Annotated in this window: 18 protein-coding genes and 1 other annotated feature; of the genes, 16 read left to right on the top strand and 2 right to left on the bottom strand. The window is 39.3% G+C overall.

Translation table 11 applies throughout. The annotated features are described in order from the left end of the window. The first annotated feature begins 17 nt into the window (after positions 1–17). The 6 genes from N178_RS11410 (at position 18) to N178_RS11385 (ending at position 5,074) form a co-directional block, all read left to right on the top strand. Positions 18–1,199: a NupC/NupG family nucleoside CNT transporter gene (locus tag N178_RS11410; RefSeq protein ID WP_028408959.1), complete on the top strand. Its 1,182-nt coding sequence runs from the start codon at positions 18–20 to the stop codon at positions 1,197–1,199. Positions 1,200–1,347: 148 nt separating this feature from the next. Beyond that, the gene (locus N178_RS11405) at positions 1,348–1,962 is read left to right on the top strand and encodes an AmiS/UreI family transporter (RefSeq protein ID WP_025751370.1); all 615 of its coding nucleotides are present in this window, start codon (positions 1,348–1,350) and stop codon (positions 1,960–1,962) included. A gap of 41 nt (positions 1,963–2,003) precedes the next feature. Beyond that, positions 2,004–2,248 (top strand) — a binding site (T-box leader). A 67-nt stretch (positions 2,249–2,315) separates the two neighbouring features. Beyond that, entirely contained in the window at positions 2,316–3,545 is a 1,230-nt protein-coding gene (locus N178_RS11400) for an MFS transporter (RefSeq protein WP_045292252.1), read from the top strand. Positions 3,546–3,629: 84 nt separating this feature from the next. Then, positions 3,630–4,046: a DUF4275 family protein gene (locus tag N178_RS11395; protein ID WP_237758456.1), complete on the top strand. Its 417-nt coding sequence runs from the start codon at positions 3,630–3,632 to the stop codon at positions 4,044–4,046. 272 nt (positions 4,047–4,318) lie between these two features. Beyond that, positions 4,319–4,666, top strand: a complete 348-nt coding sequence (locus tag N178_RS11390; RefSeq protein WP_028408956.1) for a DUF805 domain-containing protein — start codon at positions 4,319–4,321, stop codon at positions 4,664–4,666. A gap of 51 nt (positions 4,667–4,717) precedes the next feature. After that, complete coding sequence (locus N178_RS11385) at positions 4,718–5,074, top strand: DUF805 domain-containing protein (protein WP_045292248.1); 357 nt, start codon at positions 4,718–4,720, stop codon at positions 5,072–5,074. Between the two features lie 330 nt (positions 5,075–5,404). On the opposite strand, the gene N178_RS11380 is transcribed toward N178_RS11385, so the two are convergent. Next, complete coding sequence (locus N178_RS11380; RefSeq protein ID WP_045292246.1) at positions 5,405–6,469, bottom strand: LLM class flavin-dependent oxidoreductase; 1,065 nt, start codon at positions 6,467–6,469, stop codon at positions 5,405–5,407. Positions 6,470–6,788: 319 nt separating this feature from the next. Here N178_RS11380 and N178_RS11375 point away from each other — a divergent pair, with 319 nt between their 5' ends. The 6 genes from N178_RS11375 to N178_RS11350 all read left to right on the top strand — a co-directional run bounded on the left by N178_RS11375 (position 6,789) and on the right by N178_RS11350 (position 11,812). Then, positions 6,789–7,601: an amino acid ABC transporter substrate-binding protein gene (locus N178_RS11375; protein WP_045292244.1), complete on the top strand. Its 813-nt coding sequence runs from the start codon at positions 6,789–6,791 to the stop codon at positions 7,599–7,601. Positions 7,602–7,751: 150 nt separating this feature from the next. Next, positions 7,752–8,561: an SRA domain-containing endonuclease gene (locus tag N178_RS11370; RefSeq protein ID WP_045292243.1), complete on the top strand. Its 810-nt coding sequence runs from the start codon at positions 7,752–7,754 to the stop codon at positions 8,559–8,561. A gap of 181 nt (positions 8,562–8,742) precedes the next feature. After that, on the top strand, positions 8,743–9,654 hold the full coding sequence (locus N178_RS11365) for an NAD(P)/FAD-dependent oxidoreductase (RefSeq protein WP_045292241.1): 912 nt from the start codon (positions 8,743–8,745) through the stop codon (positions 9,652–9,654). Positions 9,655–9,770: 116 nt separating this feature from the next. Beyond that, positions 9,771–10,049 carry a hypothetical protein gene (locus N178_RS11360; protein ID WP_028412968.1) on the top strand — a complete coding sequence of 93 codons (279 nt, stop codon included), beginning with the start codon at positions 9,771–9,773 and terminating at the stop codon, positions 10,047–10,049. Between the two features lie 252 nt (positions 10,050–10,301). Beyond that, positions 10,302–11,303, top strand: a complete 1,002-nt coding sequence (locus N178_RS11355; RefSeq protein ID WP_045292238.1) for a DUF3231 family protein — start codon at positions 10,302–10,304, stop codon at positions 11,301–11,303. Positions 11,304–11,464: 161 nt separating this feature from the next. After that, a complete protein-coding gene (locus N178_RS11350) occupies positions 11,465–11,812 on the top strand; it encodes a DUF805 domain-containing protein (RefSeq protein WP_045292237.1) in 348 nt (115 codons plus the stop codon). A gap of 32 nt (positions 11,813–11,844) precedes the next feature. Here the strand turns inward: N178_RS11350 and N178_RS11345 are convergent, their stop codons facing one another. Further along, complete coding sequence (locus tag N178_RS11345) at positions 11,845–13,029, bottom strand: iron-containing alcohol dehydrogenase (protein WP_045292236.1); 1,185 nt, start codon at positions 13,027–13,029, stop codon at positions 11,845–11,847. Between the two features lie 157 nt (positions 13,030–13,186). On the opposite strand from N178_RS11345, the gene N178_RS11340 reads away from it, so the two are divergent. From N178_RS11340 to N178_RS11325, 4 genes are all read left to right on the top strand, one after another. Continuing rightward, positions 13,187–14,287, top strand: coding sequence for a sugar diacid recognition domain-containing protein (locus N178_RS11340; RefSeq protein WP_052942387.1), 1,101 nt, complete (start codon positions 13,187–13,189; stop codon positions 14,285–14,287). Positions 14,288–14,413: 126 nt separating this feature from the next. Then, positions 14,414–15,682, top strand: coding sequence for a GntP family permease (locus N178_RS11335; protein ID WP_045292233.1), 1,269 nt, complete (start codon positions 14,414–14,416; stop codon positions 15,680–15,682). 20 nt (positions 15,683–15,702) lie between these two features. Then, a complete protein-coding gene (locus tag N178_RS11330; protein ID WP_045292232.1) occupies positions 15,703–16,839 on the top strand; it encodes a glycerate kinase in 1,137 nt (378 codons plus the stop codon). A 322-nt stretch (positions 16,840–17,161) separates the two neighbouring features. Next, on the top strand, positions 17,162–18,055 hold the full coding sequence (locus N178_RS11325) for an alpha/beta fold hydrolase (RefSeq protein WP_045292360.1): 894 nt from the start codon (positions 17,162–17,164) through the stop codon (positions 18,053–18,055). Positions 18,056–18,209 lie beyond the last annotated feature (154 nt).

The following is an 18,209-nucleotide window of genomic DNA, read 5'->3' as shown; positions in this document are numbered from 1 at the left end:
AAGCAGTGGAGGATACTATGAAATATTTAATTGGCATCTTAGGATTACTCGTTGTCTTTGGATTAGCATATCTTGCAAGTAATAACCGTAAAGAAATCAAATACAAACCAATCGTTATTATGGTTGTGATTCAAGTTCTTTTATCAGCTTTACTTCTAAACACGAAGTTTGGCTTGATTATTATCAATGCGATTGCCAGCGTTTTCGGAAAGCTGCTTTCATACGCAAATGAAGGAGTAGAGTTCGTATTTGGCGGAATCGCGAATAAAGGATCAATGCCGTTTTTCTTAAACGTGCTGCTTCCTATCGTTTTTATCTCTGTCTTGATTGGGATTTTACAGCACTTTAAAATTCTTCCGTTCATTATGAAATGGATTGGCTTAGTTCTCAGCAAGATTAACGGAATGGGAAAATTAGAGTCTTATAACGCAGTAGCTTCTGCGATTGTAGGTCAGTCAGAAGTATTTATTACTGTTAAAAAGCAACTAGACAAACTGCCGCCAAACCGTTTATATACGCTTTGTGCATCAGCTATGTCGACTGTTTCAATGTCAATTGTCGGTGCTTATATGACAATGATTGAACCAAAATATGTAGTAACAGCAATTGTGATTAACTTATTTGGTGGATTTATTATTTCTTCTATCATTAACCCTTACACAGTAACGGATCAAGAAGATATTTTAGAAGTACAAACTGGTCATAAACAAACGTTCTTCGAAATGCTTGGCGAATACATTATGGATGGATTTAAAGTAGCGATTATCGTAGGTGCGATGTTGATTGGTTTCGTTGCGCTGATGGCTGCGATTGATAACGTGTTTGAAATGTTATTTGGTCTATCGTTCCAGCATCTGCTTGGCTATGTGTTTGCACCGTTTGCATTCATCATGGGTGTTCCTGCTTCAGAAGTTGTGGCAGCGGGTGGAATTATGGCAACAAAACTTGTAACAAATGAATTTGTGGCAATGATGAGCCTGTCGGATATGGCTTCAACATTCAGTGCTAAAACGCTTGGAATTGTATCTGTATTCTTAGTATCATTTGCTAACTTCTCATCAATTGGAATCGTGTCAGGAGCTGTTAAAGGCTTAAGCGAAAAGCAAGGAAATACAGTAGCGCGCTTTGGTCTTCGTTTACTGTACGGAGCTACGCTTGTAAGCGTACTGTCAGCGATTGTTGTCAGCTTCATTTTATAAGTGTAATAGAAAAAGAAAGAAAAGCAGTTTCCTTTTTAAAAGGAAGTGCTTTTTCTTTTTTACATGTAAACCATAGCTCCGCGCATCCTAAAGAAAAACATCGACACAGAGGAGGACAAGAAAAGCTGGGGGCTTTTCTTACTGAAAAATGGATCAAATTGGACTGTTGCTGTCAGGTGCAGCTTTATTTTTAAATGGACTGATGCTGCTTGGAAAAGCAGATGAAAAAAATGTAGGCGTATTTAACTTATTTGTTGGAGCTTTTCAAGTTATTGTTCCGTTTTATTTAATTATTACGTCAGATCAAAGCAACTGGATTTTATATGAAAGAACGGCAATCTTTTTATTTGGCCTTACGTATTTATATGTAGGCGTGACAGTATTAAAAGGAATGCAGGGAACAGGGCTTGGCTATTATTCACTTTGGGTATCGATTATCGCTTTAGTATACGTTACGGTTTCTCTTGTTCACTATCATGACGTCGTAAACGCTATTACATGGATTCTTTGGTCGTTTTTATGGTTTTTATTTTACGTGCTTAACACGAGCAAAAAAGATGTATCTGCATATGTGGGGAAAGTGGCGATTGTCCAGTCGTGGGTGACCTTAACAATTCCAGCGCTGTTTTCACTAACAGGTGTATGGGGAAATAAGGATATGTACAATATGTGGGGAATCGTGCTGGTAGCTTCCATCATTTATTTTGTATATCTAGGATACCGACTATTCTTTTCTCAGCCGCAAAAAATGATTTTAAAATAAGTATTTACAAAAAATAGATAATAATGGTAAGATGTTAGAAATTAAATGCCGTGAAGAGAAAAGTAGACAGCATGTATTCTTAGCAGAGAGCTCCGGAAGCTGAAAAGGAGCAAGAAAAACGTTGTTGAAGCAAGCCTCTGAGCAGCGCATTGGATCTAACGTGATAGTGCGACGGCTGCTTCCGTTACAAAGCTAGAGTATAAGCGAAAGCCGTACTCGATAAGGTTTATATGGCGACATATGAACAAACTAGGGTGGCACCGCGATTCAAAATCTCGCCCCTAAGACACATGTCTTGGGGGTGGGATTTTTTTATTGGCAAAAATCAATAATGGAGCGGAGGCCTTTCTTTTATGAAAAATAAGCTGTTGTCTTGGAAATACCCGTGTTTATTGCTGTTTGGAATTGGCACTAGTAATATTGGCGACTGGATTTATTTGATCGCTTTAAATGTAACGATGCTTGATATGACGAATTCGCCGCTTGCGGTTTCGGGGCTATACATGATAAAGCCGCTTGCTGCGCTGTGTACAAATATATGGTCTGGAAGCTTAATTGATCGGATGAACAAACGGAAGCTTATGATATTTTTGGATTGGATGCGTGCCGGGATTATTGCGTGCCTTCCGTTTTTCTCATCCATACTGATCATTTATGTGCTGGTATTTATCATTAGTATGGCAAGTTCGATATTTCGTCCGGCATCGATGGTCTATATCACAAAGCTTATTCCAACTGAAAAGCGAAAAAGATTTAATTCACTGCGCAGTTTGATTGACTCAGGAGGCTTTCTTCTTGGTCCGGCCGCAGCCGGTGCGTTATTTATGATTGGAACGCCTGCGTTTGCCATTTATGCCAATGCTGCAGCGCTGGTATTGTCAGGGGTGGTTACTTTGTTTATGCCGAACCTGGATACAAAAACAGAAGTTAAAGAAAATAAGCTCTCTGTAAATACCATTCGAGAAGATTGGAAAGTGGTGTTTCACTTCAGTAGAGCCAACAGATACATTATCACCATTTATGTATTATTCAGCTTCTTAATGGTCATGGCCACGGCAATTGATTCTCTTGAAGTTTCATTTGCAACAAATGTCATTCATTTGTCCGAAAGCGAATACGGATTTTTATTAAGCGTAGCAGGCGCTGGCATTATGATTGGCGCAGTTGTGAATACACTGTTTGCTAAGAAGCTGGCGACGAACTTTCTAATAGGCGCCGGCAGTGTAGGAGTGTCGCTTGGCTATTTGCTGTATGCGAGTTCTTCTTCTTTTCAAACCATGGGCACAGGATTTTTTAGCTTATCCTTTGCGTTAGCTTTTGCAAGTGCAGGTTTTCAAACCTTTTATCAAAACAGCATTCCCGTTGACATGATGGGGCGAGTAGGAAGCATATATGGCCTGCTTGAGTCACTGCTGATCATTATCATGACTTTTTTATGCGGCATGGCTGCGCACATCTTTTCGATTCAAGGAGCTGTAATTGGTGGAAGTCTGATCATGCTTTTAAGTACGGTTGTATTGTTGTTGTGCACGTTAAAGCCGGCGTTTTATAAAATAAGTTTAGTCAAAAAACAAGGAATCTAACGCATAGGTACTAATGGACAAATAAGTTAAGAAGCCGATAACAAGAAATGAATACAGAATAAAGGATGGAAAAGCCTAGTGAAAATGAAAAATGCGTTAAAGAAAAAAGGAATGTTTGTTAAAAAATTATCGAATCAAGGTGACCTCTTCCGGAAGCGGTGGGAAAATGAATTTGCAGATGCTTTAAGCGCATCGCAAAAAAGGACAATTTATATGGATGAATTTTTGTGGCATGTGTTTAGCTATGAAAAGCTCCCTTGCTTGCAAGGGGAACAAGCGGTTCAAGCGTTTGAGCACCAAGTTAAGAACGACTGTTATTTGTTGTTTGAATATGATGAACGAGTGCTGCAGCTATCTAAATGTAAGCATTTAACAAGCACTGATTTAAGTGGGAATACAAACATGTATTTAGAAGATTTATATGTGGTTGATAAAGATTTTACGTGGACTTATGTGATTACCCATGAAAGCTCATGTGGACCTTACTTTTACCGAACATAATAAAGATAGAGCCTGCCGTGTTTATTAATACGGCATTTTTTGTTATAAAAAAACATCTTATTAATTAAAAGTAATTATAGTAATTAAATGGTTTTTTTGTCTGAAATTATTGGGTATTTATTACTAACTATTATCCATCTCTCTCCTATATCTATATTACCATTTGGGTTTTTTTCAAAAAATAGGATATGAAATTAATTTTTTGTATGCTAAGGTAATTACTGCTAGTAAGCTTGTCTTACAAAATTTGTTTTGAAAAAGGAGGTTTTTATATGAAGTGGTATTTACATGTACTAAAAAATTATGCAACGTTTCAAGGAAGAGCAACACGTAAAGAGTATTGGATGTTTGTCTTATTTAATTTTATTATATGGTGTGTGCTTTCAGCTATTGAACTTATAACAGATATGCCTCCGTTTTTGCGTATAGTTTATCTTGTTGCAGTCTTTATTCCATCTCTTGCTGTGACGGCACGCCGACTGCATGACATAGGAAGAAGCGGTTGGTGGCAGCTCATTAGTATTATTCCGATTGCCGGAGCTATTTGTCTATTAATTCTTCTTTGTCTACGAAGTGAGTCGCAGTTAAACCGATTTGATGTACCTAATAAAGTTGCGTAGGACTTAAACGGTTAGGTAGTTTAATTTAATAAACAAAGAGAGGGTTTAAAAATGTACTGGTATATAAAAGCGTTAAAAAATTACGCGACGTTTCAAGGAAGAGCAACGCGTACGGAATATTGGATGTTTACATTATTTGCTTATATCTTTATGATTATTTCATATATCTTGGTTTTTATCGATTCACTTTCGGTATTTGGAGTTATTTTAGTATTACTTTACGGAGCAGCAATGATTCTGCCTTCACTTGCAGTCACTGTTCGCCGACTGCATGATACAGGAAGAAGCGGCTGGTGGTATTTAATTAACTTTGTTCCAGTTATCGGAGGCATTTGGCTGCTCATCTTACTTTGTCAAAGAAGCGAAGTAATAGCCAATATTTACGACACAGACACGCAGGCGTCTTAATCAGAGTAGTTTATTAGTTTAAAAAGTGAGTAAACTATACGTGCGAATTGTATCTAAATTAAAAAGAGGTTGGGACAAAAGTAATTTAGTTGAAGGGAAATCCGAACTAATTGAGATTCTTGATGGAGAATCCAATTAGTTCGGATTTTTTCATAGTGTGATGGTGAACGTAAATTTTATGTGTATAGGTTCTTCTAGCAGTTGATTGGAGCGCAAGCGACGAGGAGGCTCATCGGACGCCCGCGGAAAGCGAAGCCTTGCACGGAAATCAACGGCGGTGTCATAAGCGGTTCAGCTCATGTATCTCATTTGTTCGTCTTTAGGTTGGATTCATTTCGTTATGTCCTGGCCTCTTTTTTCATTTTCCCACACGCTGCTGGGAATTTCTTTTCGAAGAACAGGTGCAATATCACGTGCAAAACGCTCTAGCTGTTCGCGCTGCTCTGCTTCGCTTAGACCGTCTACGCTGATGCTCAGCACTTCGTTTCCATAAGCATGGTGATAGTCTATTATTTTTTCAATGATTTGCTCTGGGCTTCCTACTAAAGCAGGGCCGTGTTGAACGATGTCTTCTAGTGACGTGAATGGCGATTGATTATGCTTCGCTGCTTCTGTATTGCTAAATGCGTTATAGTATGGACGATAGCGGCGAATCGCTTCTTCCGTTGTATCAGAAATATATAGGCTGCTAGCCCCCGAACCGATGATGGCCTTGCGTGGGTCATGGCCATAATAAGCAAAACGTTCCCGGTAGTGGTCAATCAGCGCTTTATATTTAGCCTGAGGGTGAAAGGAATTGGATGAAAATAGCGGCTCTCCATATTTAGCTGCCAGTTCTGTAGACAGCGTGCTTGACGCGCTTCCATGCCAAACGGGAATAGAAGGCTGAAACGGCCGAGGCTGAGTCGTAACGTTAGTTAAAGGCGGACGATAACGGCCGCTCCACGTGACATTTTCTTCTGTCCAAAGCTGTTTTAAAAGAGCGTATCTTTCAGCAAGAGACTCCCATTGTTCTTCTTCTGTAATGCCAAAAAGCGGATAATGACGGGGATCATTGCCTTTTCCAATAATCAGTTCAAGACGTCCACCCGACAGGTGATCAAGCGTTGCGTAATCTTCAGCTACTCGTACAGGATCTAAAATGCTTAGAACGGTAACGGTAGTAAGAAGACGAATGTGCGACGTTTTAGCAGCGATTGCACTTAAAACAACGGGAGGAGAAGAAGACAAAAAAGGAGCTCCGTGTCTTTCGCCGACTCCGTAAGCATCAAAACCTAATTTTTCTGCCAGCACTGCTTGATTTAACACATGCTGAAACTTTTCTTGAGCAGTTAATGTTTCTCCAGTAACCGGGTTCTGGATATTTTGAATAAGACTAAATAAAGCAAATTTCATACGTTTTACCTCCAAAAGATAAAATGCTGGACGACAATAAAAAAAGCAAACGTACACATATTGTCGTGTCCATTTGCCTCCAGTTGACTGGTAGATATGTAGTTTTATTGTTTTATTAGTTGTATCTTAAGCGGTAAACACTGAGCTGTCAAGATAATCTTTTTTCTAAAACCTACTTGATTTATCGGTTAACTAGTATTATGATGTGAATAATCTTACACGAATAAGCCCACTGGTTAACCAGAGGCTCTTGATGAAGCAGATACTTTATCAAGAGCCTCTTTTTATTACATAATAGAGGGATTCAGGGGAGGAACGCATGAAAAAATATTGGCTGTTTTTACTTTCAATTGTAGTAGCTGTGAGCGTGGCAGGATGCGGAACAAACGCATCTTCAAGTGCAGGAGAAAAGAAAGAAAAAGATGTTCAAACGATTGTTGTTGGAACGGGCACTCAGTTTCCTAACATTTGCTTTATTGATGATAAAGGCAAACTGACCGGCTATGATGTAGAAGTAGTAAGAGCGATCGACAAAGAGTTAAAGGATTATAAATTTGAATTTAAAACAATGGAATTTTCAAATCTGCTTCTTAGCTTAGAAAGCAATAAGATTGATATGATTGCTCATAACATGGCTCAGAACGCTGAGCGAAAGAAAAAGTTTTTATTTAATGATGAAACATATAATTATTCTCCGCTTTATGTAACAGTTCCTAAAACTCGAAATGATATTCATTCATTAAAGGATTTAGAAGGGAAAAAAATGATTGTAGGAGCTACAAGCAATGCGGCTGTCTATCTAGACAAATACAATAAAAAACACGGTAATAAAATCGATGTAGTTTACGCCGGTCAAGGTGCGGATGATGCTACCACTCAATTAAAAACAGGCCGAGCAGATGCTACGCTTGCGACGCCATTTTCTATCGACTTTAGCAATCAAGCGCTGAAATTTCAGCAAAAAACGGTTGGAGATATTGTGATTAATTCAAAAGTGTATTTTATGTTTAACAAAAAAGACGAAAAGTTAAAGTCGGAAGTTGATCAGGCGATTAAAAAGCTGAAAAAAGACGGTACGTTAAAAAAACTCAGCACAAAATGGCTAGGAAAAGACTATACCGTGCAAAATTGACTATAGCAAAAAAGCAGCTGCCCATACAGCTGCTTTTTTGTATGATATAAATCCAATAGATAGAAGAAACGATCTGCAAAGAAAACAAAAAGTAGTGTATAGTAGAGCTATAAGTACTATAAAAGCAGGACCGCAGTAGGAGGCAATTCATTGATTACGGATTTACAGCGCGGAGATTTCTTTCAAAAAGGACATCGTTATCGCAGAAAACAAATTCATAAGCTTTATAAAGGACAGGAACAAAGCGAAATATCAACGCCAAAAGCGCATCCATATATTTTTATTTTCACAAAAGAAAGCGGAAGTGAATACGGAACGGGACACGGATGGAATAAAGATAAAACCGCTTTTTTCTATACGGGAGAAGGCCAAAGAGGATCCATGCAGCTCATTAAAGGCAATAAAGCGCTTCGTGAACATTTTTTATCAGAAAAAGCCGTTTATTTGTTTCACTACGTGGAGCCGGGAGTGGTCGAGTTTGTTGATGAAGTGACGTATATCAATCATCAACTAGAAATTATGTGGGACTCAGACGGAGAGCTTCGTGAAGCGATTATTTTTGAACTTGAGCGAAATCCCGTGATTGAGGAAAAAGCAGCAAAGTTGGATGTTTCACTTTATTCGACTGAACAGCTTCGTCATATGGCGTTAGGGAAAGAAAAAAAGACAAGTGTTTATGAGCAAACGGCAGCTCTTAAACAATATGTTCACAAACGCGCAGCTGGTATTTGTGAAGCCTGCGGAGAAAACGCGCCGTTTATCGCAAAAGATGGAAGCTCCTTTTTGCAAATGTACTATCTTTCAAAGCTATCAGAGAGCGGACTCGCTAAGCCAATGGACGCTGCAGCACTATGTCCCAACTGTCATAGCCGTCTACGCTACGGGAAAGATAGGGAAGTATATAAAGAAGAGCTGATTACTAAAATTAATGAAAAAGAAGCAGGAAAGAAAAATGAGTAATATCGTCTTTTTTCATTTTATAAAAAACCGTCTCTAGGCAGGGCAGCTGCCGAGGCGGTTTTTTGTATGTAGAATGACTTCAAAAAATAAAGACAATAAAGCGTATAAAAATAATAAAAAAACAGATAATGAAAAACTGAAGCTTTCGTTTAGAAAATAGTAAAAGCTGGGGTGATGTGCTGTGGGAGACAAGTATGACTGCGTCATTATAGGTGGAGGAATTGCAGGACTTCAAGCCGCAATTCAGCTGGGAAGATATAAACGCAGTGTATTGGTTATTGATTCAAACGACGGACGTTCCAATCTCTGCAAAAATTATCAAAATATATTGGGATGGCCTGAGGGAATAAGCGGGCAAACTCTAAGAGAAACGGGAAGGCAGCAAGCAAAAAGCTACGGCATTCAATTTGCAGAAGAGCGTGTCCTTCAGTGTGAAAAAGAAATAGATGGGTTTAATGTCATCACAAACTCTGCGAACTACGAAGCAGCTACTTTACTGTTTGCGACCGGAGTCGTAGACCGGATTCCTTCTGAACTTCAGCAAGAGCTATATCCTTGTATGGGAACAACCGTATATGTATGTCCCGACTGCGATGGATATGAAGTAAATAATAGAAGGGTATTAGTACTAGGGTCAGGAAAAACAGGAGCCAGTTTATCTCTTACGTTAACATATTGGACAAATAACATTATGTACATTAATCACGACAAAAAAGAAATTGGACCTTTAGCAGATACCTTGATGCAAAAGGGAATTACCTATAAAGAAGCGGCAATAAAAAAAGTCATAGCTGAAGCAGAAATGTTAAAAGGCGTCATCCTCGAAAACAATGAATTTATTTATGGAGAGAGAGGTTTTTTAGCGTTCGGAGGAAATAAAGTTCGAACAGAGTTAGCGCATGAGCTCGGAGCAGAGCTTCTAGAAAATCAGCACATTATCGTAAATCCGCGTACAAAAGAAACAAATGTTTCAAACGTGTGGGCAGCAGGAGACATTGTGGCTCATTCTGAACAAGTTACGGTAGCGATGGGAGAAGGTTTACAAGCCGCTATTTGGATACACAAACGCTTGTTAGAGCTTTATGAAAAATAATTGTTTTTTTTATAAAAAAAGTTAAGATTGCATGTTTTGTTTCCTTTTTGTTAGGGAACTGGAAATAAAAGAGAGATAAAAAATGATTAAAAATGAGGAGAAGGAGTGGCAAAAAAGTGGTATATAGTCAAGCAGTAAGAAAACCTGAGTTTCAACAAGCGGAATCGGAAGGGTTAAATGAAGCCATTCACGAGTACATAACTCGTCGTACACGTCACAATGCACCGGTTGTGGATGCGCTTCGATATATTATGACCATTGAACATAAACATGAACGCATGCAGGTAGCAGCAGAACTGTTTGGAACAGCTATCCAGCGTGTAAAAGATCAAGATATTATTCAATATCTAAAAAAGTGCGGAAGCTACAAAAGAATTTCTGATACGACGGAATAAAACCGTTTTCTTTGAAAAAGCGCCTTGAATGGAAAGGGGCTTTTTTTGTTTGCTCCATTTAAAAGCAAGGAGAAATACATAGAATTCTTCCAGTTTGTGCATAGTAAATGAAGCAGAATTAATTGAGGAAGAGACAGAGTTTTGTATCTGATTACGTGAATGAACGTTAAAGTAGAATACAACCTTCACTTGTACAGATGCCGACTTTTGAATAAATAGAGCTCTATGTATCTCTAGCAGGAGGTTTAGTTTATGAGTCAAGAAATACCCTTAAGTTCAAGTGAAATTGCTACTCTTTGGATGACCTATCAGCAAAAGACAATGATTCGAAGGATTTTAGAATATTTTATTGTTCAGGCAGAAGATGACAAGGCGAAAGAAATTATGCAAGATACGCATATGCAAGTGGTGAACTATATTGAAGATATCAAAACGATTCTAAAAAATGAAGGGGCAGCCATACCGGTAGGATACACGGAAAAAGACGTAAATGTCGGTGTTCCTAAGCTTTATGATAAAATGTTTGATATTATGTTTCTTCGCCTTTTAAAAGAAATTAGCATGGGGCTACATACGCTTCATTTAACCATGTCCTACAGAAAAGACATGATCTCTCTATATAAAGAGCTTACCGCTTTCACGCAAAGTGGCTATGACAAATGTGTAGATTATCTTCAGGAAAAAAACGTGCTTCCAAGGCCTCCAGCTGTTTCAGTACCTAAAACAGTGAAGTTTGCTGAAGGCACAGATTACATGAATGGAATCCATTTATTTTCGAGTAAACGGGCATTAAATACTGTAGAGGTAGCACATATTTATTATGCAATTGAAAGCAACATTTTTGGTATGCAAATGATCACGGGGTTTGCTCAAGTAGCAAATGAACCTGAAGTGAAGAAGTATTTTGTAAAAGGAAAAGAGCTGGCTAAAAAAGTTGTAAGTGATTATAGTAAAATTCTTCTGGAGAGTGATATTCAGACGCCTGCGACGTGGGGTGCGAAAGCGACCGAGTCAAAAGTAGCACCTTTTTCGGATAAACTAATGATGTACTGCGTGAGTTTATTTTGCAGTTTTGGACTAGGAAGCAACGCTTTAGGCACTGCGTTTAGTTTGCGTGGAGATCTTCCTCTTACACTTGTCAGTACGGCCAAAGACATTTTAACATACGGGCAAGACGGGGGGAAAATCATGGCCAAAAACGGATGGCTTGAGGAACCGCCAAGTATGGAAGACCGAAATGATTTGATTAAATAGAAAAAGCATAATGCATGAAGAAAACTTCTTTTTTTAAAGAAGTTTTTTCTTTTGGATAAAAAAATGCCGTTATTTGTTCATTTAACGGTTTGTTTTTTGAATAAAAAGGATACATAAACTATAAATTTACAATTATATGATAAAAAAGGAGGATGTTGCAGATGAAATGGTACATAAAGGTGTTAAAAAATTACGGGGTATTTTCTGGTCGAGCAAGCCGAACTGAATACTGGATGTTTGTGTTAGTTAACTTTGTTATTTCATTTATTTTGTCTTTGATACAGTTCATTATTGATAAGCCTCTTTTTCTGCCTGTAATCTACTCGTTATTGATTGCAGTCCCTTCGTTAGCGGTAGGAGCAAGAAGGCTCCACGATACGGGAAAAAGCGGATGGTGGCAGCTCATTACATTGGTTCCACTCATTGGAGGTATTTGGCTAATTGTTTTATTCTGCCAGCCTAGCGATCCAAAAGAGAATCGTTTTGGTACAACGGCCAAAGCAGCATAAATAGAACTCCCCCTTATATAAGGGGGAGTTTTTTAGTGCATAGGTTCTACTATAGTTCCATCATAAGCAGATTGGTAAATAGCTCGTATGTCTTTTTCATGAAGAGGCAAAGGACTGCGAGCGAGAATTCGTTTTTGCTGGACACCATCTTCTGTCAACTTTTGAAGGGCATTTTCTGGAATTTCAAATCCGCGAAGAGTCTGAGGAATTCCGACGTCTTTGACAAGTGACTGCAGTTGTTTTACACACTGATAAGAAGCTTTCTCTTCTGATAAAGAAGTAGCGTTTCCGCCTAGTGCTTCAAAAATATCCCGCATCTTTGTCACGCAGCTGCTGCGGATATAGCCCATAACGTATGGAAGCAGTATGGCATTTGATTCACCGTGAGAAATGTGAAACTGTCCGCCTAACGGATATGCAAGTGCATGAACCCCAGCAACACCGGCGTTAAAAAAAGCAAGACCTGCTAAATAGCTTCCGTAGCTCATCTGAGTTCGCGCTTCTTTATCTTTGCCATCTTCTACAGCTGCTCTTAAAGAAGAGCTGATCATGCGTATAGCCTTTAGGGCTAAGGCGTCCGTTGCTGGATTTGCATTCACCGATACATAAGCCTCAACGGCATGAGTTAATGCATCAATCCCTGTAGCCGCCGTTACTTTAGAAGGAACGCTCAGCGTAAGCTCGGGATCTACAATCGCGGCGTCCGCAAGCAAATGATCATGGGTCACAACGTCTTTGCTGCTTTCAAGAGATAATACAGAAATATTCGTTACTTCTGAGCCTGTGCCGGAAGTAGTGGGAATTAAAATTTTTGGAAGTCCTTTTTCCGTAATTTGTTTCGTGCCAGTTAAGTTTAAGTATTCTTCTACAGCTCCGTCATGAACGGCTAAAACGGCCGTAAGTTTTGCTAAATCTAATGCGCTCCCCCCGCCAACTCCAATGACTAAATCAAATTTTCGGCTTTTTGCGTAAGATACGAGTTTTTCACCAAGCGCTAAAGGCGGCTCTGGTGCCGTATCTGCATATACATCTACTTCGTATCCATTTTGGATAAGAGGAGCACTCACTTTATCTACAAGTCCAATGTCTTTTAACACGGGATCTGTGACGATTAAAATATGAGCAGGGTGATATTTTTTTACTTCCGGAAGCAGTTGTTGAAGTGATCCCCATCCTGTGTAACTGAGAGGGGTGAAAACTAGTTTTGACACAGTCATTCTTTCGTCCTCCTGTAGGTACTGTTTTGGTGGCGATTTCAAAGATGTGGTTTTGCTTCTACGTATATTATAATGAAGTATCGTAAATTTTTCATTGAATGCAAATTAGCTGTCACGAAAAAAATGAGCTTTACTTGATAGAGGCAAAGGATGGGGAATGTTGAGATACGTAACAAAAGAATTAGCTCAGAAAATTGTGTGTAGAACAATGGAGATTATTGATTGCAACATTAACGTAATGAACGAAAAAGGAGTCATTATTGGTTCGGGTGACAAAAATCGAATGGATCAAATCCACGAAGGAGCGTTGATGGTATTAAAAAACGGCAGTTCCTACGAAATTAATCAGCAGCAGGCTGACTCGCTGCGCGGAGCCAAACCAGGCGTGAATTTGCCTATTTTCTTTAACGGAGAAATTGTTGGGGTTGTGGGATTAACAGGACTGCCAGAGCAGATTCGTAATTACGGAAAGCTCGTGCGTATGGCTGCTGAAATGATTTTTCAAGAAATGATTTTAATAGAGGAAATTCAGTGGGATGAACGATTAAAAGAAGAGGTGGTTCATCAGCTTCTTCAACAAGAAGAGCCGCTTGATTCCTTATTTTTTGAACGAGCGAATCGGTTTAATATTAACCTATACCTTCCAAGAATGGCACTAATTATTAAAGCTGAAAATCGCCATGAAGTTATGAAGGTTGTAAAGAAATACAAAGCTAATAATGATCTATACGCTATGCTTCCAGACGGAGTGGTTCTATTAAAATCTATAGAAGCCGGCAGCGCTAGCAGCTATGCTGAACAGCTGGAAAAGCAGCTTCGTGCGTCTGATTGCCTTTATAAGTTATCTGCAGGATCTGTTCAAGCTGATTTTAAAGGCCTTCATATATCGTATCAGCAGGCGAAAGATACGCTTTCGGTTGGTTCAAAGCTTCATCCAGAAGCTGATTTCTACTGCTATTCGGATTATCAAATTCCCGTACTGTTACGTCAACGCGCCGGTTTTCAAGAAAATCATGATCTGTTGCAATACTATGAAAAGCTTAAGGAATATGATAAGAAAAAAGAGCTTATCGAAACGTTAACGATCTACATAGAAGAAAATGGCGAAGGAAGCACGGCAGCTAAAAAGCTTTTTATTCATCGAAATACGCTAAGCTACCGTTTAGATAAAATTCAAGATATCACGGGAAAAGATCCAAGGAAAGTAAAAGACCTTCTTGAACTATATGTAGCAATGCTGCTATCTAAAATTTCATAATTGTGCACGTGCATAAAAGATCTTGCGATAGTAAGGTCTTTTTTTGTTGAAATGACTAATGAAAGAATTAAAGGTAGCGCTTACAATTAGCATTGGGGATAGAAGAAACAAGAAAGGGGATGCTTTATGGACGTTCAAGTAAGCGCATTAGGCGCGATTTGTGCATTAGTAATTGCCATTATATTAATTCTAAAGAAAGTGGCTCCTGCATACGGAATGATAGCCGGAGCTTTAATAGGAGGACTGATTGGCGGAGTTAATATTGCTGATACCGTTACTTTAATGATTGAAGGAGCGCAAGGCATCATTCCCGCAGTGCTGCGGATTCTTGCAGCTGGGGTATTAGCCGGCGTATTAATAGAATCAGGTGCTGCAGCGGTTATAGCAGAAACCATTGTGAAAAAACTCGGGGAAACAAAAGCACTTTTAGCTCTAGCGCTAGCCACACTTATTCTAACCACAGTAGGCGTGTTTGTTGATGTGGCTGTGATCACAGCAGCCCCTATTGCTTTAGCGATTGCTAAACGTACGGGTATGTCAAAGCCAGCTATTTTATTAGCGATGATTGGAGGAGGAAAGGCAGGAAATTTAATGTCTCCTAATCCTAACGCCATTGCTGCTTCAGATGCATTTAATATTCCGCTTACATCCGTGATGGCTGCAGGAATTATTCCTGCTATATTTGGCGTAACGGCTACTTATATAGTAGCCAAACGATTAGTGAAAAAAGGAACAATGGTTCAAATTGAAGAAATAGATACAGTGGATGCAAGCAGCTTGCCGCTGTTTTTAACGGCCATCATAGCACCAATTGTTACCATCGTGCTACTGGCGCTGCGCCCGCTTTTTGATCTTAATATTGATCCGATGGTTGCTCTTCCTGCAGGAGGGATTGTTGGTGCCATTGTGATGAAAAAAGGAAAACAGCTTAATACATATGCTATTTCTGGATTAGGGAAAATGTCAGGTGTAGCCATTATGCTTCTCGGAACTGGGACACTAGCAGGAATTATTGCTAACTCTCAGCTAAAAGACGTGATTATTCAAGGCTTGTCTGCCATTGGATTGCCAGCTTATGTTTTAGCTCCGGTTTCAGGTATTTTTATGTCAGCGGCAACCGCTTCGACAACGGCAGGAACAGCAGTCGCAAGCCAAGTTTTTGGCTCGACGATTTTAGAGCTGGGCGTTTCTGCTTTAGCCGGTGCTGCTATGGTTCATGCCGGAGCGACCGTACTTGATCACCTCCCGCACGGAAGCTTTTTCCACGCAACGGGCGGAAGTGTAAACATGAAAATAAAAGAACGCTTAAAATTAATCCCTTACGAATCGCTTATTGGACTCATTATGGCAATTGTATCCACGCTTATATTTGGTGTATTAAAGCTATACGGGTAAAAACAAAAAGGAGTGTTTCTATGAAAATTGTGATTGCACCTGATTCATTTAAAGAAAGCTTAACGGCTTTGCGCGTTTGTGAAGCGGTTGAAAAAGGAATAAAAACTCATTTTCCTAACGCGGAGATTAGTAAAGTACCTATGGCAGACGGTGGAGAAGGAACTGTTCAGTCGCTTGTAGACGCAACGGATGGAGAGGTTATACAAGCGCGAGTAACTGGACCGTTAGGGAAAGAGGTGAAAGCTTTTTATGGAATTCTTGGAGACGGCAAAACGGCTGTTATTGAAATGGCAGCCGCTTCAGGCCTTCATCATGTCCCTGTCGATAAACGCAATCCGCTTGTCACAACAACGCGAGGAACCGGCGAGCTCATTCTTAAAGCGTTAGATCACAAAGTGAAGCATATCATTATTGGCATCGGAGGAAGTGCTACAAACGATGGAGGAGCCGGTATGGCAAAAGCTTTAGGCGCAAAGCTTCTTGATGCTAAAGGAGCAGAAATAAAAGAAGGAGGGGGCAGCTTAGGTCAGTTAACTTCTATTGATCTTACAAACTTGGATTCTCGGCTTGCTGAAATCAAAGTAGAAGTTGCGTGCGACGTAGACAATCCGTTAACGGGTGAAACCGGAGCATCCGCTGTGTTTGGTCCTCAAAAAGGTGCGACTCCTGATATGGTTAAACAGCTTGACCGTAATTTAGCTCATTACGCAGCGATTGTTGGAAAAGAAATGGGTATTCATATTCAAAGTGTTCCTGGTGCCGGAGCGGCAGGAGGACTAGGAGGCGGCCTGCTGGCATTTTTATCTGCGGAGTTAAAGCCAGGTGTAGACATTGTCATTAAAGCAACTCAGCTAGAAAGCTATATTAAAAATGCCGATCTTGTCATTACCGGTGAAGGAAGAATAGATGGTCAAACCATTTACGGAAAAACACCCATTGGCGTAGCCAAAACAGCAAAAAAGCATAGCGTTCCGGTGATAGCGATAGCAGGGAGCATTGGAGTGGGAAGCGAAGCTGTGTATGAACACGGTATTTCGGCTTTATTCAGCGTCGTGCCGGGGGCAGTGACTCTGTCAGAAGCGCTAGAAAAAGCTGATGAAAATATTGAACGAACGGCTAAAAACGTAGCGTCAGTTGTACGTTTAGCCATAAAATAAAAGTACAGTTTTTATTATTTTCTTTTTAGTGAATGTTAAAAGGTCTCTTCTGATGAAAGAGGCCTTTTGTGCGTTTAATGCTGAAGTAAGCTGCTATCATTCTTTTAAATTTTATATAGGAAATAGAACTAAACGTTTTCTGAAGCGTCATAGTAAGTAAGCAGTTACAAAGATTCGCTAGCATTCTCGTCGGCTTACTAACTGCTACTTACGGAAAGGAGAGGTAAACGTGCAAAAAAAGTTTAGGTTCTTGAGAATTCTACGAAATGTGATAGTAGCTATATTGGGGATATGCATTATTTGGGTTGTAACGAATCAAGTTATAACGGCAGTAGAAAAGAAAAAGTACCCTCCTATTGGTCAATTAGTAGAGGTTAATGGCAGAGATATTCATGTATATACAAAAGGTAGAGGGGAAAATACAATTGTACTACTAACAGGTCTGGGAACGACTGCACCTGCACTGGATTTTGAACCCTTAGTAAATGAACTGTCGAAGGATAATAAAGTTGTGGTAGTAGAACCATTTGGATACGGATGGAGTGACATTACGAATAAAAAGCGCACAGTAGAAAATAATGTAAGTGAAATGAGAGAAGCTTTGCAAAAATCAAATATAAAGGGTCCGTATATATTAATGCCGCACTCGGTTTCTGGCGTTTACAGCATGTATTACGTTAACAAATATCCAAGTGAAGTAAAAGCAATTATTGGAATAGACCCTACGTTGCCAAAAGCGCTGGATTATTTTAAAGAAGAAGCGCCCAATATACCAAGTTTAATGAGTGTTTTAGCGCCAAGTGGGATTGCTCGCTTAGCCCTGCTTACTAGTCCTAATCAGTATCTACCGCTAGCCGAAGAAGGAACGTATACAACAAAAAATTTAAAAATGACAAAAGCAATCTCCAGCTGGAAAGGCTACAACAAAAACGTCATTGATGAAGCAAAAGAGCTGAACAACAATATAAATAAAACTCTCGATATGTCGTTTCCTTCAAAGATTCCCGTAATGATTTTTACTAGAAAAATAGATAAAGAAGCAAAAGAAGGAAAATCGAATATTACGTTTTATCAAAACCAATTAAGTCACGTATCGTCGCAAAAACTAGTTGTTTTACAAGGACATCACTATTTACATTGGACGAAGTACAGAGAAATGAGCGAATATGTAAATGATTTTATAGATACATCTATTAATTCAAGTATAAAAAAATAAAGTGTATCCAAGAAAAGGAGTCCGAACATGGGATCTCCTTTTTCTAGTACAGCGAAGAACGATAACTAATTTATTCGTTCTATGTCTATAAATGTTATAATCAACCAATAACTGGAATGTTTTGTGTGTAAATGAATTTCAAGAAAGTTGATAG

Origin of the sequence: Priestia aryabhattai B8W22, assembly GCF_000956595.1 — a bacterium.
Classification (GTDB): Bacteria; Bacillota; Bacilli; order Bacillales; family Bacillaceae_H; genus Priestia; species Priestia aryabhattai.
The sequence above is the reverse complement of the archived record's forward strand: the minus strand, read 5'-3'. Positions and strand labels throughout refer to the sequence as shown.